This window comes from Halosimplex carlsbadense 2-9-1 (assembly GCF_000337455.1).
Lineage (GTDB): Archaea > Halobacteriota > Halobacteria > Halobacteriales > Haloarculaceae > Halosimplex > Halosimplex carlsbadense.
In genome coordinates, this window is record NZ_AOIU01000031.1 from 313,053 (window position 1) to 324,625 (window position 11,573).

At 68.4% G+C, this 11,573-nt stretch carries 13 protein-coding genes and 1 tRNA gene; 10 read left to right on the forward strand and 4 right to left on the reverse strand.

The features are described from left to right. Positions 1-176: 176 nt before the first annotated feature. The 3 genes from C475_RS13745 to C475_RS13755 all read left to right on the forward strand — a co-directional run bounded on the left by C475_RS13745 (position 177) and on the right by C475_RS13755 (position 2,353). Positions 177-395, forward strand: a complete 219-nt coding sequence (locus C475_RS13745) for a ribbon-helix-helix domain-containing protein (RefSeq protein ID WP_006884454.1) — start codon at positions 177-179, stop codon at positions 393-395. A gap of 67 nt (positions 396-462) precedes the next feature. Further along, complete coding sequence (locus C475_RS13750) at positions 463-741, forward strand: UPF0058 family protein (RefSeq protein WP_006884455.1); 279 nt, start codon at positions 463-465, stop codon at positions 739-741. A 265-nt stretch (positions 742-1,006) separates the two neighbouring features. After that, positions 1,007-2,353 carry a cytochrome P450 gene (locus C475_RS13755; protein ID WP_006884456.1) on the forward strand — a complete coding sequence of 449 codons (1,347 nt, stop codon included), beginning with the start codon at positions 1,007-1,009 and terminating at the stop codon, positions 2,351-2,353. Between the two features lie 6 nt (positions 2,354-2,359). On the opposite strand, the gene C475_RS13760 is transcribed toward C475_RS13755, so the two are convergent. From C475_RS13760 to C475_RS13770, 3 genes are all read right to left on the reverse strand, one after another. Next, a complete protein-coding gene (locus tag C475_RS13760) occupies positions 2,360-2,809 on the reverse strand; it encodes a hypothetical protein (protein ID WP_006884457.1) in 450 nt (149 codons plus the stop codon). Between the two features lie 272 nt (positions 2,810-3,081). Next, positions 3,082-3,154 (reverse strand) — tRNA-Arg (locus C475_RS13765). A 76-nt stretch (positions 3,155-3,230) separates the two neighbouring features. After that, entirely contained in the window at positions 3,231-3,554 is a 324-nt protein-coding gene (locus tag C475_RS13770; RefSeq protein ID WP_049930599.1) for a Sec-independent protein translocase subunit TatA/TatB, read from the reverse strand. A gap of 151 nt (positions 3,555-3,705) precedes the next feature. Here C475_RS13770 and C475_RS13775 point away from each other — a divergent pair, with 151 nt between their 5' ends. The 4 genes from C475_RS13775 (at position 3,706) to C475_RS23905 (ending at position 7,067) form a co-directional block, all read left to right on the forward strand. Next, a complete protein-coding gene (locus C475_RS13775; RefSeq protein WP_006884459.1) occupies positions 3,706-4,182 on the forward strand; it encodes a redoxin domain-containing protein in 477 nt (158 codons plus the stop codon). Positions 4,183-4,271: 89 nt separating this feature from the next. Continuing rightward, positions 4,272-5,084 (forward strand): HD domain-containing protein, encoded by an 813-nt coding sequence (locus tag C475_RS13780; protein WP_006884460.1) that lies wholly within the window; start codon positions 4,272-4,274, stop codon positions 5,082-5,084. 100 nt (positions 5,085-5,184) lie between these two features. Next, positions 5,185-6,477 (forward strand): MFS transporter, encoded by a 1,293-nt coding sequence (locus C475_RS13785; protein WP_006884461.1) that lies wholly within the window; start codon positions 5,185-5,187, stop codon positions 6,475-6,477. 137 nt (positions 6,478-6,614) lie between these two features. Continuing rightward, a complete protein-coding gene (locus C475_RS23905; protein WP_006884462.1) occupies positions 6,615-7,067 on the forward strand; it encodes a hypothetical protein in 453 nt (150 codons plus the stop codon). Positions 7,068-7,086: 19 nt separating this feature from the next. On the opposite strand, the gene gfcR is transcribed toward C475_RS23905, so the two are convergent. Beyond that, complete coding sequence (gene gfcR, locus C475_RS13795; protein ID WP_006884463.1) at positions 7,087-7,722, reverse strand: transcriptional regulator GfcR; 636 nt, start codon at positions 7,720-7,722, stop codon at positions 7,087-7,089. A gap of 202 nt (positions 7,723-7,924) precedes the next feature. Here gfcR and C475_RS13800 point away from each other — a divergent pair, with 202 nt between their 5' ends. The 3 genes from C475_RS13800 to C475_RS13810 form a co-directional block, all read left to right on the forward strand. Then, positions 7,925-9,220 carry an HAD family hydrolase gene (locus tag C475_RS13800; RefSeq protein WP_006884464.1) on the forward strand — a complete coding sequence of 432 codons (1,296 nt, stop codon included), beginning with the start codon at positions 7,925-7,927 and terminating at the stop codon, positions 9,218-9,220. 153 nt (positions 9,221-9,373) lie between these two features. Then, on the forward strand, positions 9,374-10,438 hold the full coding sequence (locus C475_RS13805; protein ID WP_006884465.1) for a Gfo/Idh/MocA family protein: 1,065 nt from the start codon (positions 9,374-9,376) through the stop codon (positions 10,436-10,438). Between the two features lie 139 nt (positions 10,439-10,577). Next, on the forward strand, positions 10,578-11,573 hold a 996-nt coding region (locus C475_RS13810), incomplete at its 3' end, for a glucose 1-dehydrogenase (protein WP_006884466.1).

Below are 11,573 nucleotides of genomic sequence, written 5' to 3' on the forward strand. Positions count from 1 at the left end.
ACCCCGCCGAAGCGGCGGTCCGTCACCCCGTCGAGTTGGCGATCGCTCGGCCCAGCGAGGCGGCGGTCCGCCGACGGAGGAGGCGGGCCGACCGATTCGACCGCTGTGCCGTGATCGATTCGGCTCTCACCCCCGCCAAAGTTAAATACCCCCTTCCCGAAGCATCGACCGATCCGATGCCCAAGGTAGATCTCACGATCCCCGAACACCTCGAAATGCGTATCACCCAGCTCGTCGAGCAGGGTGAGTTCCTCAACCGGGAGGAAGCCATCGAGGACCTGCTGTCGACGGGGCTGAAGGCGTACAAGACGAGCGGTCCGATGGACGACGACGACGAGGCGGGGGGCTACGAGGACGACGGGATGATGGGCCACGAGGACGAGTACGTTTTCTGACCGCCGGGAGTTGCGTGTGACCCTCTGACGGACAATCGTTAAACCGACGGTTCACATAGGGACGCCCATGCACAAGGACGAACTCCTCGAACTCCACGCGCAGATGCTCACGATCAAGGACTACTTCGCCGGGCTGGAAGACGTCGACGCCACGCTGTTCGACCCCTACGAGGAACTCGACGTGACGCCCGAGGACGTTCACAAGTCCAAAAGCGAGCACAAACACGCCGTGTTCGTCCTCGGCAACGCCCTCGCGACCGCGATGAGCGAAGACGAGTTCTCCGACGCCGGCCGCGTCGGCAAGCGCATGAAGGAACTCGCCGAGGACGCCGAGAAGAAGCTGTAGTCGGCCGACCGCGACCGATCGACCGCCCGGAGTTCGTCGTTCCAGGAGTCCGTGTGCCCTTTTCGCTGCTCCCGCTCTCGTTCCCCCACCACCGAAACAGCCGAGCGACCGGCGTTCCGACCGTGACCGGGACTGTCGCCGAGACTCGGGCGGCTTCCCGCGGGGACCGCGATCCGGGTTCCGGGGAGCGTACCCGACTGTCTCGAATCGACGACTGAGTGAGCGTCGGGTGAGCGGTTATTGCTATCGCGCTCGTAACAGGACCATGGTCGGATCCGCGACCGAGAGCGAGATAGTTCGTCCGCCGGGACCGAGCGGAAAGCCAGTCGTCGGAAATCTCGTCGAGTACGTCCGCGACCCGTACGAGTTCGTCGAACGCCTCGCCCGCGAGTACGGCGACCTCGCCTATTACGAGGTCCTCGGGACGCCGTTCTACCAGGTAAACAGCCCGGAAGGTATCGAACACGTTCTCGTGCAGAACAACGAGAACTACGTCAAAGGCGAGCTGTTCCAAGAGTCGCTCGGCCCCGTCCTCGGCAACGGGCTGCTCAACAGCGAGGGGGAGTTCTGGCGCCGCCAGCGCCACCTCATCGGTCCCGCGTTCGAGCCCGGCCGCATCGCCGAGTACGCCGAGACGATGGTCGAGCGCACCGAGCAGACGGCCGCGCGGTGGCGCGACGGCGCCGTTCGCGACGTGAACGAGGACATGATGGAACTCACCCTCGAGATCGTCGCCGACGCGCTGTTCGGCGTCGACGTGGGCCGCGACGTGGACACCGTCGCCGACTCGCTGGCAGTCGTCATGAACTACCAGGAGGGCGTCTCGGCGGACATGCTCCCCGTCGACGTGCCGACGCCCGGCAAGATCCGCCTCCGACGGGCCGTCGACGACCTGGAGGACGTGGTCTACCGGATCATCGACGAGCGTGCCCGCAACCCCGGTGACGACGTGGTCTCGCGGATGCTCTCCGTCGAGGACGACGAGGGCCAGGGGATGTCCCGCGAGCAGATCCGCGACGAGGTGATGACGCTCCTGCTGGCGGGCCACGAGACCACCGCGCTCGCGCTGACGTTCACGTTCTTCCTGCTCGCGCAACGTCCCGAAGTCGAGCGACGCCTGTTGGCGGAACTCGACGAGACGCTCGGTGGCGACCCGCCGACGATCGGAGAGATACGCGACCTGCCGTATCTGGAGCAGGTCGTCGAGGAGTCGATGCGCCTGTACCCGCCCGTCCCGGGCATCGTCCGCGAGGCGACCGCCCGCGACGAGATCGCCGGCTACACGATCCCCGAGGGCGCGACGGTCTCGATCAACCAGTGGTCGGTCCACCGCGACCCCAGGTTCTACGACGACCCGATGGCCTTCCGACCCGAACGGTGGACCGACGACATGCGCGAGGAACTGCCCGCCCTCGCGTACTTCCCGTTCTCGGCCGGACCGCGGCGCTGCGTCGGCGACCGGTTCGCCATGCTGGAGGCGAAAGTGGTGCTGGCGACGCTGCTCCAGCGGTACCACCTCGAACTGGTGTCCGCTCCGGAACTGGACCTGATCGCGACCATCACCACACGGCCGCGAAAGCCCGTGCAGATGCGGGTACACGAGCGGGAGTAAGTCGCGTCAGCGCCGGTCCGTCGGCGGCTCTTCGCCGGGGATCCACGTCAGTCGGCCCAGCCCGGCCCGGAGCCGGCGGGCCGTTTCGGCTGGTCCCCACCGGATCGCGAGTCCGTACGCACCCAGCAGTGGGAACAGGTGAGTGAGAGCCCACGGCGTCGGACCCACGAAGAGAAGCGCGAGGACGAGCACCGTCGAGATCTGTCCGACCCCGAAGGCGACGAAAAACGCGACCGACTGGACCGCGTCGGGCCGGTTGCCCGTCGCCTCCGCGAGCGCGATCGGGACGGCGCCGGTCACCAGCATCGTTTCGGTCATCGACAGCCCGAACGGATAACCCGCGGGCCCGGCGACGGCGGCCACGGTGCCCCCGATCGGCAAGCCCACGAGCACGAACGCGACGAGCAGGCCGCCGAGGTCGCGCGTCTCGTCCGCTGGTGTGCGCTCGTGGTCCATCTATCACGAGTCGTCGTCTGTACGGGGTAAATCTTGTGTCGGCGACACGTTCCGAACGCTCCGATCGGTCGTGTCGCCACAGGATTCCCCGGGTGCGTTCGCTTCGCTCGCTGCGCGCGACTTCCAGGGTTCGAATCCCGTTCCGGTTCGGTCGCGCGAGCCAGCGGCTCGCGCTCCCTGCACGGGCGTGGCGGGACTGAGCGAAACCGGAGGTTTCGCGAAGGTCGCCACGCCCGCGAGCGTGTTCCGAGCGGACGCGAGGAACCGCGAAGCGGGCGTGGCGGGATTCGAACCCGCGATCGAGGGGTTAGGAACCCCTCGCCCTGTCCCCTAGGCCACACGCCCTACGGAGGACAGCGACCGCCGGGAGAAAGAACCTTGCTGTTGCTCACCGACGGCGAAAGTGGAAAGAACGGAACCGTTAGTCCGAGGAGGACGACGACGAATCCGAGGACTCGATGGACGCCTCGGTCTCGCGCTCGGCCTCGGTCTTGAGGATCTCGCCGTCCTCGTCGACGATGTTGCCGTCGTCGTCGATGGTCGCGCCCTCTTTCATCTCCTCGAGCTCCGCTTCGACCTGCTCGCGACCTTTCTGGAACTCGCCCATGGCCTGACCGGTCGACCGCGCGAGTTTCGGAATCTTGTTGGCGCCGAACAGCAGCACGGCGATCAACAGGATCACGATCAGTTCCGTCCCGCCCGGCATGCCCCCGACCGGGAACAGGGGGATGAGTGTGTCCATCATCTCTACCCGACGCTTACTCGACGCCAATTATAACCTTTTTGCTGTCTATCACCCCGCTTGGTCCTCATATCATCAATCTTTCGCCGGGCCCGGATCCGGCCGCGCCCGCCGGTGTCCCAACACCCTTGCCGCGCGAGCGGTTCCGTCCGGTATGGTCGACGAGGGAGACGCCGCGCCCGACTTCACCGCACCGCTGGCCAACGGCGACGTGACACAGTTCACGCTGTCCGACCGGCTCGACGAGGCCCCGCTCGTACTCGCCTTTTTCCCGGGCGCGTTCACCGGGACCTGCACCCACGAGATGGAGACCTTCGAGGACCGCCTCGGCGAGTTCGACGACCTCGGCGCGACGGTGTACGGCGTCAGCGTCGACACGCCGTTCGCCCTCGACGCCTTCCGCGAGGATAGCGACCTCACGTTCGGGATGATCAGCGACACGAACAGACGGATCGTCGACGCCTACGACCTCGCCATGGACTTCGCGTCGCTGGGCGTCGACGACGTGGCCAAGCGCGCGGTGGTCGTGGTCGACGGCGACGGCGTCGTCCGCTACGAGTGGGTCGCGGGCGACCCGAGCATCGAACCGGACTACGACGAGGTGCGCGACGCCGTCGCAGCGCTGAACTGAAGTGACTGTCGCGCGGTCGCGACGGCGGGTCGGCCGCGGAGTCCGAGCAGGCAGGAGGGTTTTTGCGCGCCCGGACGGACAGTGGAGACATGAGTGACGACCGAGACGCGGTCGACGACCAGTCGTACGACCCCGACGCGGACCACGCCTTCCCCGACGAGCGGCTCAACGACGTGCTCGCGTTCGTCGAGCGCGACGAGGAGATCCAGACGTATCTCGACGCCCAGAACGTCAACCCGGTGGCGCGGATGCGCTACAACGACCACGGCGCCAAACACGTCAGCATCGTCCGCGACCGGGCGCTGACGCTGTACGACCTCTGCTACGAAGGCGGCGTGGAGTTCAACGGTGCGGCCGATCAGGGGCTCGACGCCGCGGACGAGCCGGTCATCGTCGCCCTCGCGGCGACGCTGCACGACATCGGCCACGTGGTCCACCGGGACGAACACCCCTACTACTCGATCCCGCTGGCGGCCGACCTGCTGGACCGGATCCTCGACGAGTGGTACGACACGGCCGACGCCGTCCGGATGAAAGGCGAGGTGCTGCACGCGATCCTCTGTCACCACACCGCGGAGACGCCGCTGACGACCGAGGCGGGGATCCTCCGGCTGGCCGACGGGCTCGACATGGAACACGGTCGGTCGCGCTACCCCTACGAACGGGGCGGGCGCGGCATCAACACCGTCTCCAGCCAGGCCATCGAGTCGGTGACGCTGAAGGCGGGCGACAGCGCGGCGGTCCTCGTGGAGATCGAGATGCACAACGCCGCCGGCGTCTACCAGGTCGACGAGCTGCTGAAGGCGAAGCTCCGCGGGTCCGGGCTGGAGGACGACGTCCGGATCGTCGCCGTCAACACCTCCGAGGGCGGCGAGAACATCGTCGAGCGGATCGAGCTGTAGCGACGGGTATCCTCCGCTCGGGCCGTTCGCGAGGCGTGAACTGCCGGAAGGGTCCGCCGGAGACGAAACGCCCTTTCGGTCGTAGCCGAACCGGTCGATCGTGAGCGACGGCTCGGGCGGGTCGCTGCGGCTGTTCGGGAACGCGGAGTTCGTGGCCCTGGCGGGCACCGCCTTCGCGCGGTCACAGGCGTACTCGACGATCGCGATCGCCCTCGCGCTGTACGCGGACGAGTTCGCTACCTCGGGAACCGTCGAGGGCCTGTTCGGGACCGCCTTCGCGCTGATCCAGCTGATCATCGTCCTGCCGCTCGGGCGGAAGATAGACACCGGCAACGCCAAGCGGTATCTGCTGGTCGGACTCGCGCTGAACGTCGCCGTGTTCGTCGGCTTCGCGATGGTCGAGACGGTGAGTCACGTCGTGATAATGCGCGTGTTCCAGGGGCTTGGGGCGAGCCTGCTGTGGATCACCGGTTCGACCGTCGTCGGCGAGATAAGCCCGGACGCCGAGCGCGGCCAGTGGCTCGGCACCTACAATCAGGTCGGCGCGTTCTCCAGCCTCGCGGGCGACCTCGTCGGCGGCATCCTGCTCGCGACCAGCGGGTTCGCCCTCACCTACAGCGTCCTCAGCGGCGTGACGCTGCTGGCGTTCGTCGGGGTGTACTTCTTCCTCCGGGACGACCCCGGCGGCCAGGCCGACCCGGAGGATGCGACCGGTGTCGAAACCCTGCGGTTGCTGCTCGGCCGGGCGGCCATCCGCGCGCTGGTCGTCTTCCGCCTGGGCCTGAGTTTCGGGAAGATGGCGGTCATCCTCTTCCTGCCCATCTACGCGCGGACCCGCTTCGGCATGAGCCCCGTCCTCGTCGGCGGCATCCTCGCCGGCGGGAAACTCACCAAGTCGCTGACCCAGGGGATCGTCGGCTCGTACACCGACAAACTGGGCCACAAGCACGTCTTCGTCTTCGTCGGCGCGGTGCTGTACGCCGTCGGCGCGGCGATCATACCCTTCGCGGAGTACGCCGCGAGCTACTTCGCGCCGTTCACGGTCACGGTCGCGGGCCTGTCGACGACGCTGGCGCCCGCCTTCTTCCCGCTGTTCGGCGCGTTCGCGGTCTGCGGGGTCGCCGACAGCCTCCGCCTCCCGGCGAGCATGGCGCTGTTCGTCGAGGAGGGCGAGCACTTCGACGCGGTCGCAGGGAGCATGTCGCTACGGTCTATCGCCTGGAAGGTCGGGCAGGTGGTCGGCCCGGTCTCGGTCGGCGCGCTGTGGGACGCCACCTCCGTCTTCGCTGCCTTCTTCACCGCCAGCGCGTTCATCGTCGTCGCGGCGCTCGCCTTCTTCGGCCTCTACACCGTCGAACCCGCGCCCCAGGGCGTCGCCCCGGCGGGCGATTGAGCGCCGGAGGCGGCGACGACCGGCCGACCGGGAGCCGCTCCCGTCGCTCCCGAGCGGACCTGACGGGAACCCGGTAGTACCACGGCCGTGTCACCGATTAGCACAATGATTTTTACCGTTCCACACCAAGGACAGGTATGAGCCAGACCCCCGTCGACGGGTCCGACAGGGAGGGTCGGACCGTCGGGGACCCCGACCGGGGAACCGAGCCCGATTCGCTCGTCAGTCGCTTCGCCGCACGACTCCGTTCGGTCGGCCGATCCCTCCGCGCCCGGCTCCGATCGCTGGCCGGCCACGAGGAGCGGTCGGCCTTCGAGCGCGCGCAGGCGGTCGACGAGGCGGAGACAACCGACCGCGCGCGTTCGGTGCAGTGCGTCGGACTCACCGAGGAAGTCGTGGAGGGCGACGGCCGCGCCGTCACCGACGACCTCGTCCGCGCCCAGGCGGCCGAAGCGCCGGACCGGGACGGCCCGTCCGAGGACCGGCCCGAGCTGGTCGTCAAGTGGACCGACGACGAACTGACCCTGTCTTCGCCCGACGAGCCGGACGCCCACATCACCTCGACGTACTGGGAAGACGTCGAACCCTGAGTCGGCCGGTCGCGCCCGATTACTCGGACTGCCCGACGCGCAGCACCTGCACGAGCGAGTAGACGGGGACGCCCTCGATCTCCTCGACGCCGCGCTTGTCCGTCAGCACCGCGCAGGCGACGGGCTCGCCGCCGCGGTCGCGGACGGCCTCGACCGTCTCGGTCATCGTCGTGCCGCTGGTGATGGTGTCGTCGACGACGTAGCACTCGCGGTTGCGGATCCCCGCGAAATTGCGTGAGAAGGACCCCGAGAGCTCCTCGCTCTCGCCGTCGTCCCACTGGTGTTTGCTCGGCGCGTAGGTGCCCAGGTCCGTGTCGAGTTCGCGCGCGACCGTCGTCGCGATGGGCGCGCCGGCCTTCTCGATGCCGATGGTCAGGTCGACCTCCTCGCCCTGTTTGGAGAGGAGGTCGGCGACGGCGCGGCCGACGTGGGTGAGCCGGGCGCTGTCGCGGCCGATCGCCGACCAGTCGACGTGGATGTCGTGGGGGCTCTGGGACGTCTTGGCGGTCGCCGTCGTCGTCGTGGCGCCGCTGCGCGAGACGAGCCACGAGGCCGTCTCCTTCGAGACGTTGAGCTCGTCCGCGATCTCGCCCTTCGAGAGGCCCCCTTCGGCCAGCTCCGCCGCGCTGTCGATGAGATCGTCGATGTTCTTCATGCGTCTTACCTGTTCTTTCGCACGCGGGGGTGTTACCCGTTGTGGGTTCCCATCGCCGTCCCGCACACCGCGTGTACGCGACCGGCCGCGCTCGGGTCGCCGTCCCACCGAGCGGGCCGCCTCTCGGAACCGACCGCGGATCCGTCGGGCCGCGAGCGCCGACCCCAACCTACACAACGCGCCCCGACGGTAGGTCCGAGTAATGGAACGCTACGACCAGCTCTATCGCCTCTACGAGGAGTTCGACGCCGAACGATTGGGCGCCCACCAGGCGTTCGTCGACCTGTTCCCGCCGCTGGATTCGCGAGTGGCGCTCACCTACTGGGAGGACGCCAGCGACGAACTCGACGAGTTACGCGGCGAGATCCGCGACGCCTTCCCAGGCACGGGCGAGACCTACGCCGACGTGGCCGCCCACGCCACCCGCGACCAGGCCTTCGCCGGGCTCGACCTCGCGACGAAGTACGACCGGTCGGTCAACGCCCTCGTCCTCGACGTGGACGAGACGCTGCGCTCGGCGGGGACGACCGACAACGAGATCCCGCGCGAGACGCTCCACCTCCTGACCGAATTCCACGAGGCCGGCGTGCCGATCGTCGTCTGCACCGGCCAGACCCTCGAGAACGTCAAGGGCTTTCTCAGCCAGGGGCTGGGCAACGCCGTCGTCAACTCCGGCGACGTGAGCGTCGTCTACGAGAGCGGGACCGGCGTGTTCACGCCCGGCCACGGCCCCGACACCAAGCGCCTGTTGTACGAGGACCTCGACGAGACGGTCCGCGCGGTGTTCGACCGCCTGCGCCAGCGCGTGCTCTCCGAGGCGCCCGAGCCCGTCGCCCGCGGCTGTCACCTCCAGGGCAACGAGTTCAACGTCACGCTCAAGCCGAACTTCGAGACGGGGAGCGAGGACGCGGTCGCGGTGATCGACGACGCGCTCGTCTACCTGCTCGACCTCCTCGGCGTCGTCGTCGCGGACCGCGTCGACGACGCTGGGCCGGCCGGCTCGGCCGAACACGACGACGGCGTCCTCGGCGCGGCGGCGGGCGAGTGGACCCGGGCGTTCTACGCCGCCCGCGATCCGGAGATCGCGGCGGCGCTCGGCGAGCGCGGGGAACTCCCGGGGGAGAGGGAACCCGCAGACACCGAGATTCCCGACGCGGTCGCGGCGTTCCTCGAGCGCGTGGACGTGGCCTACTACGAGGGCGACGCGGCGGAAGTCGTGAGCCGCGAACTCGACAAGCCCGGCGGCGTCGAGGCGGCGTTCGAGGTGCTGGGCGTCGACGACCCGTTCGCGCTCGTGCTGGGCGACAGCAAGAGCGACCTGCGGGTGATGGAGTGGGTCGCCGAGCGCGACGCGGGCATCGCCGCCGCGCCCGAGCACGCCTCCTCGGTCGTCCTCGACCACGTCCGCGAGCGCGACGACCTGGTCTTCCCCGCCGGTGACGCCGGTGACGTGCTGCGGACGGTGTACGCGCTCGACAGACTGGTCGCCGTCGAGTGACCGCGGAATTCACGGGCGAGCGGCGCTGTGTGTCCCGGGAAGTCGAACGGTGTCGGCGGTCGTTCGACCTGGGGCGGCGTTCAGCGTCCGATCGCGGGAGATTTACGGCAGTCGGCGTGTAGGTTTCCGTGAGAACCGAACGGAGTCAACACTATGGTCGATATCTCATCTGTCAGACTCGGCATCGTCGGTCTGGGTAACATCGGACACCACCACGCGGAGCGGTTCGTCGACCAGGGGGCCAACCTGGTCGGCGGCGTCGACATCGCCGAGGGCGCCCGCGCTTCCTTCGGCGACGAGTTCGGGGTCCCCACGTATCAGGACCACCACGAACTGTACGACGAGGTCGACGCCGTCGCCGTCACGACGCCCAACAAGTTCCACGAGCAGTACGTCGTCGACGCGCTGGAACAGGGGCTCGACGTGCTCGTCGAGAAGCCGCTGGCCAACACCCTGGAGGCGGCCGAGCGGATCGCCGACGCCGCCCACGCCGCCGACGGCTTCTGCATGGTCGGCTTCCACACCCGCTTCGAGAACCCGGTCGAGGTCATCAACGGCTACCGCCAGGAGGGTCGATTCGGCGACCTGAGCCACGTCGAGGCGAACTACATCCGCCGCCGGGGCGTCCCCGGTCGCGGGTCGTGGTTCACGAGCAAGGAGGTCGCCGGCGGCGGCGCGCTCATCGACATCGGCGTCCACGCCGTCGACCTGTCGCTGTACCTGCTGGGCTACCCCGAAGTCGAGGAGGTCAGCGGCGTCACACGCTCGCAGTTCGGCGGCCGCGACGACTACACCTACATCCAGATGTGGGGCGACGACCAGGGCCCCGAGGGGTTCAACGTCGACGACTCCGCGACCGCCTTCATCCGCTGTGCCGACGACCGGACCATCTCCCTGGAGGTCGCCTGGGCCGTCAACCGCCCGAAGAAACAGGAGTACGTCCTCCGCGGCACCGAGTCCGGTGCGACGTTCCGCCCGGGCGAGGGCGTGACCTTCCACGAGTCGGGCATCCAGGGGGCCGGCCACATGGTCGAGTCCGAAGTCGAGACGCGCGGGAACGACGCCCACGCGGCCGAGCAGGGCTACTTCCTCGAACACTGCGCGCGCGGCGAGACGCCCGAACGGAACACCGTCGAACAGGGGCTGACCGTCCAGCGCGTCCTCTCGGCCATCTACCGCTCCAGCGAGACCGGCGAAGCCGTCCCGGTCGAGGACTGACCGCGGTCCACCGACACATCCCGTCCGTGAACGCTGCCACCCCCGAACAGCGTCGTGTCGGTCGATCTGTTGCCGACCGACTCCGGTTTCCGACCCGCGAGGAAAGGTTTAACTCGGGATAGAGTACTTATTTTCCTTGATGAAAGCGATCGCTGTCCAGCGGGGCTCCGATGGCCCGACGCTGATAGAGAAGCCGCGACCGACACCGGACGAGGGCGAGGCGCTACTGCGGACGCTCAGGGTCGGCGTCGACGGCACCGACCACGAGGTCATCAGCGGCTCCCACGGCGGGTTCCCCGAGGGCGAGGACCACATGGTGCTGGGCCACGAGGCCGTCGCCGTCGTCGAAGACGCGAACGGCACCGACCTCGACGAGGGCGACGTGGTCGTCCCGACCGTCCGGCGGCCGCCGGCAGACGGGTCCAACGAGTACTTCGAGCGCGGCGAGCCAGACATGGCGCCCGAGGGCGAGTACGTCGAGCGCGGGATCGTCGGCGACCACGGCTACATGGCCGAGTACGTCACGAGCCGGCCGGAGTATCTGGTGTCGATCGCCGAGGAGCTGTGGGAGGTCGGCTTCCTCGTCGAACCGATCAGCATCACCGAGAAGGCGATGGAACACGCCTACGCCGCCCGGTCGGCCTTCGAGTGGACGCCCGAGTCCGCCCTGGTGCTGGGCAACCGCTCGCTGGGCCTGCTCACCCTCGCGATGCTGGAGTACGGCGTCGACAGCGACCGGTCGTTCGCCGCTCACGACTTCGAACGGACCTACTGTCTGGGCCGCCGGGAGCGCCCCGACCCGACCGTCGACATCATCGACGAGATAGGCGCGACCTACGTCAACTCCAACGAAACGCCGTTGGAGACCGTTCCCGAGGCTCACGAACCGATGGACTTCGTCTACGAGGCGACGGGCTACGCGCCCCACGCCTTCGAGACGGTCGAGGCGCTGGCGCCCAACGGCGTCGGCGCGCTGCTGGGTATCCCCGATTCCTGGGAGTTCGAGGTCGACGGCGGGCGGATCCACAACGAACTCGTCTTGCACAACAAGGCGCTCGTGGGGACGGTCAACTCCCACGTCAAGCACTTCGAGGGGGCGGTCGACACGCTGGCGGAGCTTCCCGACTGGCTGCGC